The organism is Candidatus Effluviviaceae Genus I sp. (genome assembly GCA_016867725.1).
GTDB lineage: Bacteria > Joyebacterota > Joyebacteria > Joyebacterales > Joyebacteraceae > VGIX01.
Map to the genome: position 1 here is coordinate 1 of VGIX01000024.1, position 15,796 is coordinate 15,796.

15 protein-coding genes are annotated in these 15,796 nt (G+C 68.0%); 6 read left to right on the top strand and 9 right to left on the bottom strand.

Features of this window, described 5'->3' with window-relative positions; translation table 11 throughout:
* Window positions 1-36: 36 nt before the first annotated feature.
* On the bottom strand, window positions 37-450 hold the full coding sequence (locus tag FJY74_06480; GenBank protein MBM3307951.1) for a PEP-CTERM sorting domain-containing protein: 414 nt from the start codon (window positions 448-450) through the stop codon (window positions 37-39).
* Window positions 451-967: 517 nt separating this feature from the next.
* Between FJY74_06480 and FJY74_06485 the strand changes: the two genes are divergently transcribed.
* From FJY74_06485 to FJY74_06505, 5 genes are all read left to right on the top strand, one after another.
* On the top strand, window positions 968-2,215 hold the full coding sequence (locus FJY74_06485; protein MBM3307952.1) for an ABC transporter substrate-binding protein: 1,248 nt from the start codon (window positions 968-970) through the stop codon (window positions 2,213-2,215).
* Window positions 2,216-2,240: 25 nt separating this feature from the next.
* Complete coding sequence (locus FJY74_06490) at window positions 2,241-3,116, top strand: sugar ABC transporter permease (protein MBM3307953.1); 876 nt, start codon at window positions 2,241-2,243, stop codon at window positions 3,114-3,116.
* Between the two features lie 46 nt (window positions 3,117-3,162).
* A complete protein-coding gene (locus tag FJY74_06495) occupies window positions 3,163-3,960 on the top strand; it encodes a carbohydrate ABC transporter permease (GenBank protein ID MBM3307954.1) in 798 nt (265 codons plus the stop codon).
* Between the two features lie 410 nt (window positions 3,961-4,370).
* Window positions 4,371-7,055: a fibronectin type III domain-containing protein gene (locus tag FJY74_06500; protein ID MBM3307955.1), complete on the top strand. Its 2,685-nt coding sequence runs from the start codon at window positions 4,371-4,373 to the stop codon at window positions 7,053-7,055.
* 34 nt (window positions 7,056-7,089) lie between these two features.
* A complete protein-coding gene (locus FJY74_06505; protein ID MBM3307956.1) occupies window positions 7,090-7,755 on the top strand; it encodes an OmpA family protein in 666 nt (221 codons plus the stop codon).
* 84 nt (window positions 7,756-7,839) lie between these two features.
* On the opposite strand, the gene FJY74_06510 is transcribed toward FJY74_06505, so the two are convergent.
* From FJY74_06510 to FJY74_06530, 5 genes are all read right to left on the bottom strand, one after another.
* Window positions 7,840-8,052 (bottom strand): cold-shock protein, encoded by a 213-nt coding sequence (locus FJY74_06510; protein MBM3307957.1) that lies wholly within the window; start codon window positions 8,050-8,052, stop codon window positions 7,840-7,842.
* Between the two features lie 289 nt (window positions 8,053-8,341).
* Entirely contained in the window at window positions 8,342-8,662 is a 321-nt protein-coding gene (locus FJY74_06515; GenBank protein ID MBM3307958.1) for a YbjQ family protein, read from the bottom strand.
* Entirely contained in the window at window positions 8,659-9,093 is a 435-nt protein-coding gene (locus tag FJY74_06520) for a zf-HC2 domain-containing protein (protein ID MBM3307959.1), read from the bottom strand. The genes FJY74_06515 and FJY74_06520 overlap by 4 nt, the downstream gene beginning before the upstream one ends.
* Window positions 9,090-9,701: a sigma-70 family RNA polymerase sigma factor gene (locus FJY74_06525; GenBank protein MBM3307960.1), complete on the bottom strand. Its 612-nt coding sequence runs from the start codon at window positions 9,699-9,701 to the stop codon at window positions 9,090-9,092. Before FJY74_06525 ends, FJY74_06520 begins: the two co-directional genes overlap by 4 nt.
* Before the next feature lie 102 nt (window positions 9,702-9,803).
* Entirely contained in the window at window positions 9,804-10,631 is an 828-nt protein-coding gene (locus FJY74_06530) for a radical SAM protein (GenBank protein MBM3307961.1), read from the bottom strand.
* 137 nt (window positions 10,632-10,768) lie between these two features.
* Here FJY74_06530 and FJY74_06535 point away from each other — a divergent pair, with 137 nt between their 5' ends.
* Window positions 10,769-12,100: a right-handed parallel beta-helix repeat-containing protein gene (locus FJY74_06535; GenBank protein ID MBM3307962.1), complete on the top strand. Its 1,332-nt coding sequence runs from the start codon at window positions 10,769-10,771 to the stop codon at window positions 12,098-12,100.
* A 106-nt stretch (window positions 12,101-12,206) separates the two neighbouring features.
* On the opposite strand, the gene FJY74_06540 is transcribed toward FJY74_06535, so the two are convergent.
* The 3 genes from FJY74_06540 to FJY74_06550 all read right to left on the bottom strand — a co-directional run bounded on the left by FJY74_06540 (window position 12,207) and on the right by FJY74_06550 (window position 15,440).
* Window positions 12,207-13,514 carry a sulfatase-like hydrolase/transferase gene (locus tag FJY74_06540; GenBank protein ID MBM3307963.1) on the bottom strand — a complete coding sequence of 436 codons (1,308 nt, stop codon included), beginning with the start codon at window positions 13,512-13,514 and terminating at the stop codon, window positions 12,207-12,209.
* Between the two features lie 88 nt (window positions 13,515-13,602).
* Window positions 13,603-15,081, bottom strand: a complete 1,479-nt coding sequence (locus FJY74_06545; protein ID MBM3307964.1) for a DUF4070 domain-containing protein — start codon at window positions 15,079-15,081, stop codon at window positions 13,603-13,605.
* Between the two features lie 146 nt (window positions 15,082-15,227).
* Window positions 15,228-15,440: a cold-shock protein gene (locus FJY74_06550; GenBank protein ID MBM3307965.1), complete on the bottom strand. Its 213-nt coding sequence runs from the start codon at window positions 15,438-15,440 to the stop codon at window positions 15,228-15,230.
* Window positions 15,441-15,796 lie beyond the last annotated feature (356 nt).

Genomic DNA, 15,796 nt, shown 5'->3' on the forward strand with positions numbered 1-15,796 from the left:
CGCCCCCGCCTCCATGAGACCCGTGCCGAGAACCGGCTAGCCCCGCACACGCCTGCGCAGGACCGCGCCGGCGCCCAGGAGACCCGTTCCGAGCAGCAGCAGCGTCGAGGGCTCTGGGACCGGCGGCGTCACGCCGTCGCTCACGCGGACGTCGTCGATGTACCACCCTTCGTAGTCGTTGAACTCCCCGTCAACGCTGTGGAACAGGAAGCCGATCCTCACGGCTGGGAGCCCTGCCAGAGTGGAGAGATCTGCCATGAGGTGGTTCCACTGCCCCTGCGGGAAGGTCTGGATGTCGGGCGGAACGATGCCCCATGCGAAGCCCGGCACCTTGACCATGAAGAACGCCACGTCGTACTCCAGCGGCGCGTTCTCCGTCTCCAGCCAGGACCAGAAGTCCACGTACACGTTGCTCGCCGTCGACAGGTTGATCCACGGCGACGCCAGCATGCCCCAGCTTGTGCCCACATCGTAGTTGTAGTTCGGCGAGCCCGTGTTGTATGCGGCGCTGCGGCTGCCGGTGTGCGAGCGGTGGGTTTCCTTGTGCCAGAGCGAGTGCCACTGCCCGTTCACCTGGCCGATCCTCTGCCACCCCGGAGCCGAGCCCTCGAATCCCTCGTAGAGGAAGATGGTCGCCTGTGCCGTGGTCGCGAAGAGAAGCGCGAGCGCAGCTGCCCAGAGCGCGATGTGCCTCATGATGCCGTCCCTCCGCGGCTGCCGCCGCATGCTCCTCCGACCAGTCTCATCCCGGGGAATGCCACGGTCACTGTACGAAGGAGCTGCCACACTGTCAAGCACGTTCTCGCACAAGTCAGGGGCCGTTGACGGGGAGCGGGTGTCACTCGGTGGCGCTGCGCCGGCCGGCGGACGAGCGGACGGCGCCGCACATTGACACCCCGTCGCGATGTGGATAGCATGGCGCGGCGTACGGAGGACCTCGCGACTCACCTGGACAAGGAGGCGCCCCGTGAGAAGGCTCGTCGTGTGCGCGGCCTTGGCCGCTGCGGCGCTGTTCTTGACATCGTGCTCGAACAAGGGCACCGGGAAGACGGTCATCACGTTCGCGGCCGGCAACGACCCTTCGGGCGCAACGGAAGCCCTCATCGCGGAATACAACGGGGCCCATCCCGATGTCGAGGTGCGCTTCCAGGCGATGCCGGCGAGCACCGACCAGCAGCACGATGCCTACGTCACCTACCTTTCGGCCGGCGAGAAGGGGATCGACCTCTACAGCCTCGACGTCATCTGGACCTCCGAGTTCGCCAGGGCCGGGTGGATAAGACCGCTGCCGCAAGGGTTCATCGATCCGGCGGACTTCCTCGACGGGCCGATCGGCTCGGTCATGTACCGCGGCGAGCTGTACGCCGTGCCGTGGTTCACCGACGCCGGCGTGCTCTACTACCGCAAGGACCTCCTCGCGAACGCCGGGCTGGCGGTTCCCGAGACCTGGGACGATCTCAGGGCTGCCGGCCGCCGGCTCGCCGGGCGCAGGGGGATGGACGGGTTCGTCTGGCAGGGCGCCCGCTACGAGGGGCTGGTCTGCAACTTCCTCGAGGTTCTGTGGGGCACCGGCGGCTCGCTCGACCCGGAGCGGCTCGCCTCCGCGCCATCGGAGGTGCGGGATGAGATCGAGCGCGCCATCCGACTCATGGTGAGCCTCACAATCGAAGGGGTGTCGCCGGCGAGCGTCCTCACCTACAAGGAGGAGGACTCGCGGCGCGTGTTCACCGAGGGGCAGGCGGTCTTCCTGCGGAACTGGCCGTACGCCTGGAGCATGGCGGAGGGCCCCGAGTCGAAGGTCAAGGGCCTTGTCGGCATCGCGCCTCTCCCCCACGCTCCGGGGCTCGTGAGCTACTCGACGATCGGAGGCTGGAACGTCGCTCTCTCGGCCCACAGCCGCCATCCCGAGCAGGCGCTCGAGTTCCTGAAGTTCATCACCGGCGAGCGGGCGCTCGCTCTTCGCGCGGTCAAGGGAGCGTATCTGCCCACGCGCAAGTCCACGTACCAGGATCCCGACGTGCTCGAGGCCAATCCTCACTTCGCGAGCTTCTTCGAGGTCTTCAGGAACGCGCGGAACCGCCCGCAGTCCCCCGAGTACCCGCGCGCGTCCGACGTGATCCAGGAGAACGTCCACAAGGCTCTCTCGGGCGAGATCCCGCCGGCCGACGCGGCGGCCGCGATCGTGAGCCGGCTGTCGGCCGTCCTCGCCGACTGAGACAACCTCACGGAGCGGTGCGCCCATGAGCGGCAGAGGCGACACTCGACTCGCTGCGTGGCTTCTCGCGCCGTCGCTGGCGTTCGTGGTCGTGGTCGGCGCCTTCCCGGTGCTCAGCCAGTTCGTCCTCTCCCTCTGGCGCTACAACCTCAAGTTCGCCGAAGAGAGAGCGTTCGTGGGCCTGGGCAACTACGCGGCCCTGGTCCGCGACGCCGTCTTCTGGCGTGACCTCTGGCAGACGACCTGGTTCACCGGCGTGTCGGTGTCGCTCGAGCTCGCGCTGGGCCTCGCGGCCGCGCTCCTTCTTCACGGCATGCGGCGCGGCAGGACGGCCGTGACGGCGTCGACCATCCTCCCGTGGGCGCTGCCGACGGTCGTCGCGGCGACGATGTGGTCGCTGCTTCTGAACGACCGCATCGGCCTCGTGAACTCGGTGCTCGGGCGTCTCGGGCTCATGGGGGAACCCATCGTCTGGCTCGGCCCGGGGCTCGCGATGGTGTCGGTCATCGTGGCGGACGTCTGGAAGACCACGCCGTTCGTGGCGATCATCCTCCTGGCGGGCCTCAAGTCGATACCTCGCGAGTACTACGAGGCGGCGAACCTGGACGGCGCCGGGAGGTGGCGGAGCTTCACCGGCATCACGCTCCCGCTCCTCAAGCCGTTCATCGCGATCGCCGTGCTCTTCAGGGCCATGGACGCGTTCAGGATCTTCGACCTCATCTGGGTGCTGACCGGAGGGGCGTCCGGGACCGAGACGGTCTCCGTCGCCATCTACAGGACGCTGTTCCGTTACTCGGAGCTCGGCTACGGCTCGGCGATGACGGTCTCCCTCTTCTTCATCGTCTTCGCGCTGAGCCTTCTGCTCATACGGTCCATGAAGGTCGCCTCGGAGCCAAGGTGATCGACGGAGGTCCGGCGTGACGGCGCGCACGCGACGGGGGGCTTGGATGTGGGCGGCGAGGGTCGGCCTCGCGGTGGCCGCGCTCGTCCCGTTCTACTGGATCGCGACGGTCAGCCTCTCAACGCCGCAGGCGCTCTACAAGACGCCGCTCGACTACTACCCGAACCCGCCGGCGCTCTCCAACTTCACGGCGGTCTTCGCCGTGAGCCAGTTCCCGAGGAACGTCCTGAACAGCCTCGTCGTCGCGTCGCTCACGACGCTTCTTACGCTCGCGATCGGGTCGCCGGCGGCGTACGCGCTCGCGCGGCTCACGGTGAGAAGGAAGAGCGCCATCATGGCCCTCTTCCTCGGCATCGCCATCTTCCCGGCGATCGGGATGATCGGGCCTCTCTACGTGGGCATGGCCAGGCTCCACCTCATCAACAGGTACCCGGCGCTGGTCCTGCCGTACACGCTCCTGTCGCTGCCGCTGGCGGTCTGGATCCTGACGCACTTCTTCAGCACGCTGCCGAGGAGCCTCGAGGACGCCGCGCTGGTGGACGGGTGCACCATGACGCGCGCGTTCTTCAGGATCATCCTGCCGCTCTCCGCCCCGGGGCTTCTCACGGCGGCGATCCTCATCTTCATCTTCGCGTGGAACGAGTTCCTCTTCGCGCTCATCATGACCTCGACTCCCCAGTCGAGGACCGTGCCTGTCGCCCTTGCGCTCTTCGCGGGCCTGCACGAACTGCCGTGGGCGACCATCGCCGCCGCGACGGTCGTGAGCGTGCTCCCCGTCCTCGCGCTCGTCGCCCTGTTCCAGCAGAGGATCGTCGAGGGCCTCACGAGCGGCGTGGAGCGGTGAGCGAGCCGCGCGAGCCGGCCTGTCATGTCCGCCTCCGTCCGCGCTTCGCCGTTCCTGGGACAGCCGCGCTGCACTTGGCCCGGTTCTGGCATCCGGGCAGGTGGACGCGCGGCGCGTGGCTTCTTCCACCGCTCTTTCTTGATTGCCACAATCTGTGACTGATTGATGGCAACGTTCGTTCAGCTTGACAAGCGGCTGTCTCGCGCCTAGTCTGTCCGGACAGCTCGCACCGGGGCACGCGGATGCGCCGGACGCTTTCAAGGAGGAAGATGCCGGGGTCTCCGACCCGTCACGCACATCGCGCTGTCGCCAGCCTGATTCTGGCGATGTTGTGCTGCGTGTGGGCTGCGCACGCCTCGGCTACCGAGAGCTCGACCGGCCCCTCTGAGAGCTCGCACGTCCTCATCGGAATGCTGCCGAGGACCGGCTTCGAGGTGACCTGCGACGACTCCCTCCTCTCCGACGAGCCCGTCGTGTCGGATGAACTGGGCATCGTGTGGTTCACGATCGACCACGAGCTGCACGGTGAGCCGAGCGTCGTCAGTATCAGGGTGCCGGCACCCCCGCAGATCACGGGGTGCCACGCGTCCGTCGTCGACGACACGTTCGCCGTGATCGCGTGGCAGACCGACCGACCGGCCGTCTCCCTCGTGGAGTACGGCACCACGCCCCTGTACGGCCAGGCCACCCCGCTCTCGCAGCGCTACACGCGGACGCACGCGATCACGGTGCAGGACCTCTCTCCCGAGACGACCTACCACTACCGCGCGGTCTCGACGGACGCCTTCGGCCACTCCACGACGGCCGATGGCCGCACGCTCACGACGCTCGCGGCGAGGCCCCGCATCGCGGGCCTCGCCGTCGAGACGGTGTCTCCCACGGGCCTCCTCGTGACGTGGAGGACCACGCGCCCGTGCGACGCGCGGATCGAGTACGGCACCGACGAGCAGTACGGGGAATGGTCCGCGCACGACCCGACCTTGGCGCTCGAGCATGCAGTGGTGCTCGATGGGCTCGAGCCCTACACGCTGTACCACTTCAGGGCATGGAGCACCGACGAGTTCGGAAGGGCGGTGAACTCAGGCGACCGCACGGCGATGACGCTGCCCCCCGAGCTTCTGCTTCTTCAGGTCGCCGTGGTGGACACGAACTCGACGACGGCGACGGTCGCGTGGAGCACGACGACCCCCGCGACGTCGCAGGTCGAGTACGGACCCACGGGGGATTACGGCGAAGCGACGGATGTGTCGACGGACCTCGTGACGGACCATGTGGTCGTGCTGGATGGCCTCACGCCCGACGCGACATACCACTTCCGGGTCCGCTCCACAGACGCGCACGGACAGCAGGTCATCTCGCCCGACGGCGTCTTCGTGACGCACGCCCCCGGACTCCCGGAGGCCCTCGTCATCTACATCCCGTCGGTCGGCGCCGTCGGCTGGAACAGCGCCCGGGTGAACTGGCTGACGAACCTGCCCTCGAGCTCGCGCGTGGAGTACGGCACGACGCCCGCGTACGGAGCGGCGGTCACCGACGGAGCCCTCCGCGTGACCCACAGCGTCGTGCTCCCCGATCTGGAGGAGGAGACGCTGTATCACTTCCGCATCCTCTCGACGACCGCGGGAGGGACGACGGCCACGACGAGCGACGCGGTCTTCACGACGCTCGCGCGGCCCCTGGAGATCGAGAACCTGACCGTCGCCGGCGTGGGTGACACGCAGTTCACCGTCAACTGGACGACGACGAGGCCGGCGAACGGACTCGTGGAGTACGGGACCGACGGCTCCTACGGCGCGAGCACGCCGCCCGCGCCCGAGATGTCGCTGACCCACAGCGTCGCGGTCACGGGGCTCGCGCCCGGCACGACGTATCACTTCCGCGCCCGAAGCGAGGACGAGACCGGCGCCGTGGCCCTGTCCGACGACTCGACGGTGGCCACCGCGCCGCTGCCGCTGGCCGTCTTCGACGTCTCGGTCTCCGACACGACCGACACGGCGGTGGTCGTCGAGTGGCGGACGAACAACCCGGCAACGTCGCAGGTGGAGTATGGAACGACCGCATCGTACGGCTCTGCGACGCCCGAGGACCTTGAGCTCAGCTACGACCACGCCGTCATCCTGGAGGGCCTGACACCGAACACCGAGTACCACTTCCGGGCCCTGAGCACGGACGCGTACTCACAGGAGGCGGAGTCCCCCGACGCCGTGTTCTCGACGCTGCCCGAGGGAGCCGGCGCGCTCGTCCTCTGGAGCATCGCGGCGGTCGACGTGGGACCTACGTACGCTCTGATATCGTGGCGAACGAACAGACCCGCGTCCTCGACGGTCGAGTACGGAGCGACAGCCCAGTACGGGACCACGGAGTTTCGGCCGGACCGCGTTCGGAACCACAGCGTCATGCTCACCGGGCTCGCCGAGGCGACGACGTATCACTTCCGCGTTCGTTCGGCGGCGGCCACCGGCCCCGAGGCGGTGTCGGACGACATGTCCTTCACGACAGCGCAGGTCGGCGACCTCATGCCCCCGGCGACGCCGCACGGCCTCGCGGTGCTGTCGAGGGTCGGCGGCATCACCCTCGGGTGGGAGGCGAACACGGAGCAGGACCTCTACCAGTACGTCGTGAGCCGGAGGGCCGAGGGCGCGGCGGAGTACGCGGAGATCGCAAGGCCGCCCGCGCACCAGACGAGCTGCATCGACGACGCCGCGATCCCGGGGCTTCTGTACGAGTACACCGTCGCCGCCGTGGACGGGTCCGGCAACAGGAGCGCTCCAAGCGCGCCTGTCCAGGCCATAGCCGTAGCGGGGCAGGCGGGCGGTCTCTGGGCCTACCCGAACCCCTCGCACGGCAGCGTCTCCATCCGCTTCTCGGTCGGCGCGCACGCGGCAGGCGGGAGCACGGAGTACGTCGTCGCCGTGCACGACGCCGCGGGGCGCATCGTGAGGGTCGTGGCCCGGGGCGAGACGCCCGCGGGGCACGAGACGGTCTCGTGGGACGGAATGGACTCCGATGGACGAAGAGTCCCGTCCGGCGTCTACTTCGTGAGCGCGCTGTTCCCTCAAGGGCAGTGCCGGTCGAAGGTCATCGTCGCGCGCTAGGGGACATCAGGTGACAGGCGCAAGGAGGCGAACCATGCGAAGGCTCGTGTGCGTGCTTGTGCTGGCGGCGCTCGTGGCGGGGTCGTTCGGCTGCGCGTCCATGACGGCACGGGACAAGGGGCTCGTGATCGGCGGCGCGACGGGCGCCGTCATCGGCGGCATCATCGGCGACAAGGCCGGCAACACCGCCGTGGGCGCCATCCTCGGCGCGGTCGTGGGCGGCGCGGCCGGCGCTGTCATCGGCAACTACATGGACAAGCAGGCGGCCGAACTCCGGCAGGACCTTGAGGGAGCGAAGGTCGAGCGCGTCGGCGAGGGCATCAAGATCACCTTCGCCTCCGGCATCATGTTCGACGTCGCGAAGCACGACCTGCGGCCCGACGCGCAGGCGAACCTGGCGAAGCTCGCGGCGATCCTCATCAAGTACGAGGACACCAACATCCTCATCGAGGGCCACACGGACTCCGACGGCGCGGAGGACTACAACCTCCAGCTGTCCGAGCGCAGGGCCCGTTCCGTGCAGTCCTACCTCGCGCAGAACGGCGTCATGAGCGGTCGGATGACCATCATGGGCTACGGCGAGTCCCAGCCGATCGCCGACAACTCGACCGCGGCCGGTAAGCAGGCCAACCGCCGCGTCGAGGTCGCCATCATGGCCAACGAGAAGCTCAAGAAGGCGGCGGAGCAGCAGGCGCGTTAGACCGCCCGCATCGCCGGGAGTGAACGAACGACGGCCGTCCCCTTCGGGACGGCCGTCGCGTTCTCAACGGAGGACCTTCCGAGGCTACTCCGCGAGTCTGGTCACGTTCTCAGCGGCCGGCCCCTTGTCGGCCTGGACGATGTCGAACTCGACCTTGTCGCCTTCCGTGAGGCTGCGGAAACCCTCGGACTTGATCGCCGAGTAATGGACGAAGCAGTCCTTCTGACCGTCGTCCGGCGTGATGAAGCCGAAGCCCTTGGTGTCGTTGAACCACTTCACTCGACCCGTCGTACGCATCGCACAACTCCCTGCTGGTGTTCAGCCGCCGGGCGCGACCTTCGCCCCTGCGGCACCTTCCCAAGGGCGGACTCCTCATCCGCCTCGGCGCGCCGCACCGCTCGCGCGGCTCGGCTTGCCAGCCTGCCAGGCAGCACCCTCAAGCAACGGAGGGACCCGCGCTTGCCAGGTCCCTCCGAGAGCTGCCGACACCGCCCTGCATCGACATGGCTACGCCTACGACCGCGAATCTAGCCAGGGCGGCCACTTCTGTCAAGCCGTTTCTGACCGGCCGCTCGGTCTCGTTGTCTCACGCGCTCTCGACGATGACGGCCGTCCCGTAGGCCAGAAGCTCCGCCGCGCCCTGCATCATGCTCGTCGTCGTGAACCGCACGCCCACGACGGCGTTGCCTCCTGCCGCCTCAGCGTCGGCGACGAGCCGATCGAGCGCCTGCTCCCGGGCCTCGGCCATCATCTTCGTGTACTCCCCGATCTCGCCGCCGACCAGACCCCGCAGAACGGCCATCAGGTCGCGCCCCACGTGCCGCGATCGTATCGTGTTGCCCTTGACGAGACCCAGGGTCCTCACGACTCGCCTTCCGGGGATCTCATCCGTCGTCGTCAGGATCACCTCTCGACCCTCCCGTACCGCTCCGTCCTGCTGACGTGACAGCGCTCACGGATGGCGCTGACGAGAAGCGTGAGCACGCCGACGATGGGGAGCGCCACGAGGAGCTTCGTGAGCGCCTCCATCATCGGGTTCGTCAGGAATGCGAAGACCCCGTACCCGATCCACACGCCGGCTCCCACGATCAGGAGCCACCACCCCAGGCCTCGCTCGATGCGCGCGTAGACGCTCGGCCAGTAGTTCGCCATGGCATCCTCCGACGGCTTGGGAAGTCGCAGATCCTGAACGAGGTCCGTGACCTTCCCGAGCTCGCTGAACTCGCGCCTGCAGCTCTGGCACGCCGCCAGGTGGGAGTCGAGGTCCCTCTGATCGGACGGCGTGATCTCGCCATCCAGGCGTGCCATCATCAGGTCTCTGAAGCGCTCACAACTCATCTCTCCTCTCCCGTCCCCGCGCTCGCGCCGCTCTCCAACCACTGCGCACACTCATCGCCGAACCTCGCGACCATTCTCTTCCTGAGCGCGCGCCGGGCCGCGTAGAGGCGCGACATGACCGTACCGATGGGGCAGCTGAGAACGTCCGCGATCTCGCGGTACGACAGCCCCTCGAAGTGCCTGAGGAGGAGGATCTCGCGGTGCGCGGGGTCGAGCTTCCCGAGCTCCTCCCGTACGTACGCCCTTGCGTCCGAGCGCTCCGTGAGGCGCCCGGGCCCGTCGGCCTGGTCCGCCGCATCGAAGCCGAACTCCTGAGCGGCATCGAGGGAGACCTCTCCGTGCGTGCGCAGCCTGCGCAGGTGATTGAAGCAGGCGTTCCGGAGGATCGCGTAGAACCAGGGGTAGAACGGCGCCCCCTCTCGGAATCTCCTCATGGCCCTGAAGGCCCTGACGAAAGCCTCCTGCGAGAGGTCGAGCGCGTCCTCCGGATTGCCGACGAAGCCCAGCGCCGCCATGTACGCCCTCTCCTTGTAGAGCTCGACGAGGGCTTCGAAGGCCCGCATGTCGCCCCGCCGCGCCAGCTCGGAGAGGTCTGCGTCACTCACCATCGGGTCGCTCCGAGAACCAGGTCGTGCGTGTACTACCCGGCGGCGGCGGCCGTATTCCGTGGCATCTCGCGCCGCGCGCCTGAAGGTCCCGCCGCCTTGAGGTCAGAAGCACATCTCGACGACAACGCCCGCGGATTGTGCGGCATTCGCTGCCGTGAGCGCAAGCGCCGAAGCATAGGCGGCCCGATCCGCGCGGTACATCTCATACGCGGCCGCCCGGTCGGGGTAGTGCCGCGCGATGATCGGCCAGAGCCGGTGTCTGACCTGTGGGTATGGGTTCAGCGTGTCAACGAGCACCCGGTCGGCGCCCGCGTCGCGCAGCGCGACCATGAGGGCGCGGAGCGTCTCCTCCGAGTCGGAGAACGTCGGCAGCACCGGCGCGATGAAGCCCCAGACGGCGACGCCCGCGCGTGCCAGCTCGCGCATCGCCTCGAGTCGGCTCCGAGGCGGAGGTGCGCCCGGCTCGACAAGCCGCGCCAGGTCGTCGTCGAGCGTCGTCATCGAGAACCCCACGCGGACCTGACCGAGCTCCGCGAGGACGTCAACATCGCGCACGACGAGGTCGGACTTCGTGAGAATGCCCACACCAAAGCCCCGCGCGCCGATGAGGGCGCGGAGGCACTCCCTGGTCACTCGGTGCCCGGCCTCCGCCGGCTGGTATGCGTCGCAGACGGTCCCGAACAGGATGCGCCCGGGCTTCCGCCGCGCGAGCTCCCGTGCGAGGACGAAGGCGGCGTTCTCCTTCACACCGACGAAGCTACCCCAAGGACCTGGAGCGTCCCGGAACTTCAGCATGAAGGTGGCGTAGCAGTAGGCGCACCCGTGCGTACAGCCGAAGTAGGGGTTCACGGCGTAGTCGACCGACGGAATCCCCGACCTGGTGAGGAGACTCCTGCAGCGCAGCCTGAATGCATGCGGTTCCTGCGGCATGACGAGACGCTAGCACGAGGCGCGGGCGGCGTCGAGACCCGCAACCCGCGCAGCGCGGCGCGGGTCCATTTGTGTTGCGAACGCGGGCCGCCCGACATAGACTGGTTCTGGACTCGCCGCCCCGCCAGGAGAAGACCATGAGATCCCTGCTGTACGTCCCCCCCGCGCTCTGCCTCATGGCTCTGACCGCTCTCCCCTCCCCAGCGCCCTCCGCGACGCTTGTCGTCGACTGGTCCGGAGGCGGCGACCACACGACGATCCAGGAGGCCATCGATGCCGCGGCGCCCGGCGACACCGTCGAGGTCGTCTCGGGGACCTACACGGGACCGCTCAACCGCGATCTCGACACGGGCGGGAAGGCCATCACGGTGAGATCGAGGAGCGGCCGGGCCAGCACCATCATCGACTGCCAGCATCAGGGGCGCGGGTTCAACATCCACCTTGGCGAGGACTGGGACACGGTCCTTAGGGGCTTCACCGTCCGCCGCGGGGCCGCCGCCGAGGGGCCCGGCGCGCGCATCTACAACGCCAGTCCGATCATCGAGGACTGCGTCTTCGAGGACAACGTGGGCACGGAGGGTGGCGCCATCCACGTGAGAGCCGATTCCTCGCCGCAGATCACGCTCTGCCGCTTCGAGGACAACTGGGCCTACGACTATGGCGGTGCGATCTACAGCTACCTCGCAACGCCGTACGTCTCCCAGTGCGCGTTCGTCAACAACCTCGCCGGCATCAACGGGGGCGCCATCTCGCTCAAGACGGGATCCTCCGCGAGGATCTACGAGTGCGCCTTCACCGGGAACTCCGCGCAGGACGGCGGGGGGATCTACATCAGCACCCTGGACGCGCAGCCGCCCCCGGAGCGCGACATCCCGGACGCATCCATCGTGAACTACTGCCGCTTCGTCGGCAACACGGCGACAAGGGGCGGCGGCCTGTTCGTCAACGCCTACTCGTGGTCGTCCTGCGCGTACTCGACCTTCGCGCACAACACCGCGTCCCAGGGAGGTGCCGTCTACGTCCTGACGGCGCCATCCCCGACGCTGTCCATCGACAACTGCACCATGGCTCGCAACACGGCCCAGTACGGCGCGGGCGTCTTTGTCGCCGGAGGCGACGACCAGTTCCAGCCTGTCCTCAAGACATCCATCATCGCGTTCAACGTCCTTGGAGAGGCCGTGCACAGGCAGTGGGGCGCCCCGGCGACCGTGGACCTGACCTTCAGCTACGGGAACGAGGGAGGCGACGCGCTCCCCGGAACGCGCAACCGCTTCGTCGACCCGCGGTTCTGCAACCTCTACGACGACGACTTCCGGCTCTGCTCGAACTCCCCGTGCCTCAAGATCAACAACGTGGGCAATCCCCCGTGGAGTTACTACAACATCGGCGCGACGACTCAGCAGTGCGGCGACTGCACGTCTCCGGTCCAGGGCGAGTCCTGGGGGAGCATCAAGGCGATGTTCCGGTAGGCGGTAGCTCGGCAGTGTGGTGCCGGAGCACCCGGTCCACGCACAAGAGAGGCCCGCGTCGGCGACGACGCGGGCCTTCTCCATCGCGGGGTCACGCTCCGGCGGGCTAGTTGGCGTACACGGCGGAGCGGAGCCTCTCGACCGTGCGGGGGTCGATGACAACACGCAGCGGTTCGTCCGCGTACCTGGGCGCCTCGGCCTCGAGGCGCTCGATCTCGCCGCGTAACTCCGCCCGGAGGTCCGGACGGTTCCACGCCAGGTCCCTCGACTCACCCGGATCGGCCGCTATGTTGAAGAGCTCCTCCCTGTCCGGAAGCGTCAGGACGTACTTCAGGTGCCCCCGCATGGCCGCCTTGATCTCCCTGCCGCCGTACCACGGCGGGCTCCGGAGCTCGGCGAACACGACGCGGTCGAGCGATGGCGAGGCGTCTCCCCTGATCACGGGCATGAGACTCAGGCCCATGTCTGCGGGGTCGGGCGCGAGGCCGGCGATCTCCCTGACCGTGGGGAGGACGTCGACGATGGAGATCGGTTCCTCAACCCGCCTCGGCTTGAGGTCGCCTGCGGCGGACGCGAAGATCAGCGGGACGCTCAGCACCTCGCCGTGAAGCGTGCGGCCGTGATACCAGTCGCCGTGGTCGCGGAACTCCTCGCCGTGCACCGACATCACGATGAGCCACGTGTCGCGGTCCCAGCCGAGCAGCTCGTAGAGCGCGCGCACGTGGTCGTCCACGTAGCTGATCTCGGAATCGTACGCCGCCATCGCGTCCTCGCGCTCGCGCCGTCGCGGCGTGTACCACGGGGCGCGCGTGACGTACGGGCGTCGCGGGTCCGAGTAGTGGATGTAGAGGAAGTACGGCGCCGCCCCGCGGATCTCCCCCGCCCATCCCCGGACGATGGCGTTCACGACCGACGCGCCGATCTCCGTGCGATGCTCAAACCTGTCGAAGCCCCGGTCGAACCCGAGATCGGGACTCACGTCGACGTCGTCGGACACACCCCACGTGCTGTAGCCGGCCCCCCTGAGCGCCTCGGCCATCGTGCCCACGCCGGCGGGCAGGCGGTTCAGCGTCACACGCGGGTCGATGTCCTGAAGCGTCCGAGTGGCCAGGACGCCCGAGTGCACACCGTGCTGCGCCGGGTAGAGGGAGGTCACGAGCGATGCCGCGGCCGGCGCGGCCCACGAGGACGTCGAGTGCACGCGCCTGAAGGCCACGCCGCGCGGGATGACCGTCGAGAGGAACGGCGTCGTGTCCACATCATAGCCGTAGTAGGCCAGATGATCGGCCCGCAGGCTGTCGATCACGATGAGCACGACGTTCGGCTGCCGCGCGGGCTTGCGAGGACCGCACGATGCACCCGTGAGCGCCACCAACGATGCGAGCACCGCGAGCTTGAGCGACCTCCAGATCATCATCGCCCTCCGAGCGAACGCGTGTCGTCCTGCCCCGAGTATCAGCGGCGCCTGTGGGGCAGTCAAGAGGCTACCACGCATCGCGGGCTCAGAGGGCGAGCAGCTCGCTGCACTTGCGGAAGTGGTAGCCCGAAATGGCGAGAACCACGGCGGTGGGCAGAGCTCTCGGCCTTCTGAAGAGCGTCCAGAGCAGGAAGCCGGCGTACTGCGAGCGTTCCTTCTCCACGATGCCCAGGTAGAGGAGCGAGCGGAAGAAGGCGCTCACGTGCCACCGCATGAGCCGTGGTTTGGATGGGGACGGTCTGTAGACGCGCATGAACGCGCGCAGCCGCTTGTAGTAGTTGCGCGGCGCGTAGATCTCCCGAAGGACCCTGCGATAGCCGCTCTGAAGCGAGTCCAGACCCATGGCGGGCACGATGTTCGTCGAGCCGTCAACGTTGTCGCCGGACACCTGGCTTCTGATGCGCCCTTCCCCCGCAAGCCGGCTGTAGAGGTCCGTCCCGACCGGCGCCTGGAGCATCCCGACCATCGCGGTCGCGATCCCGCTCCTCTGGATGAAGTCGGTGAGGTTCTGGAAGACCGACGGCGTGTCGCTGTCGAACCCGACGATGAAGCCGCCCTGCACCTGCAGCCCCGCGCGCTGGATGCGCCGCACGTCGTCGAGAAGATCGCGGTGCCGGTTGTGGGTCTTGCCGCACTCCGCGAGGCCCGCGTCGTTGAGCGTCTCGATCCCCACGAAGACGGTGTCGAAGCCAGCGCGGACCATCAGGCCGAGAAGCTCCGGGTCGTCGGCGATCTCGATGGTCACCTGGGTGCTGAACGACATCCCCCACTTGCCCCTGCGCCACGCGATCAGCGCGGGCAGCAGTTCGTCACGGAGCCGCCTTCGGTTGCCGATCAGGTTGTCGTCAACGAAGGTGACCGTGCCTCGCCACCCGAGATCGTAGAGCCCGTCCAGCTCCGCGATGATCCCGTCGGCCGTCTTCGTCCTCCAGCGGCGCCCGAAGAGCTCGGTCACGCTACAGAAGTCGCAGTCGTTCGGGCAGCCGCGCGAGAACTGGATGCTCCGGGAAGCGTAGTGCCCGACGGTCACGAGGTCCCATCTGGGCACCGGCGTCCTGCGCAGGTCCGCGCGTTCGTCGGAGCGGTACATCCGCTTCGCCTCACCTCGGGCGAAGTCCGCGAGAAAGGCAGGAAGCGTCACCTCCGCCTCGTTCAGAACGAGGTGGTCGACGCCGTCGAAGCTCTCTGGTTCGGTCGTGAAGAGCGGCCCCCCGGCGATGACGGTGAGCCCGGCGGCCTTGCAGCGAGCGACGACGCGATGCGCCGACTCCCGCTGGATCGTCATGCCGCTCAGGAGCGCGCACTCCGCCCACGAGAGATCGTCGTCGGTGAGTTCCGAGACGTTCAGATCGACCAGACGGAGTTGCCAGTCTGACGGGAGCATGGCGGCGACCGTGAGCAGGCCGAGCGGTGGTGAGGATGCCTTCTTGCGGATCAGCTTGAGGGCGTGCCGGAAGCTCCAGAAGGTCTCCGGGATCTCAGGATAGATGAGGAGGGCGTTCATGGGTCTTCTCCAGGAAGCGCGGGCTCGTCGCATCAGGAAGCTGCTGTCCTGAGAAAACCGGAGATGGGCTGGGCCTCTGCTGCGTCCCTTCGCCTCGGACGCTGTGCGCGCCGGCGGCGCCGGCGCGCACAGCCCCTTGGCGTGAGCTAGTCGTTCAGCTTGACAACGTTCTGGGCGGCCGGGCCCTTCTCGCCCTGAACGACGTCGAAGCGCACGTGGTCGCCCTCGCTCAGGCTCTTGAAGCCCTCGCCCTGGATCGCCGAGTGATGGACGAAGACGTCCTTCGACCCGTCGTCCGGAGTGATGAAACCGAAGCCCTTGCTGTCATTGAACCACTTGACTCTTCCGGTCGTACTCACTTGCTCACTACCTCTCTGTTTCGCCGGAACCGGTGAAGGCCACCCGCCCCGGCTGTGTTCGCGCCGGTGCCCCGAAGGGGACTCGCCGGCAATTGCCGGGGGCCATTCCGCCCCATGGGCCAAGCCACCACTGACCGCCGGCACGGCACCGCACACCCGGGGCGACCCCCGCTCGACCCCCTAACGCACAAGAGGGACCGGCTCGCACGCCAGGTCCCTCTTCAGGAGTTTTCGGGTGTGCTGCCCTGCTGACATGGCTTGTTCCTGTGCGACACGGTACACGGCCCGCGGCGTTCCTGTCAACCACAATCCCCCCGCGTCCTGTCTTGCGGCGGATGGGGCTGAGGAGTAGGCTT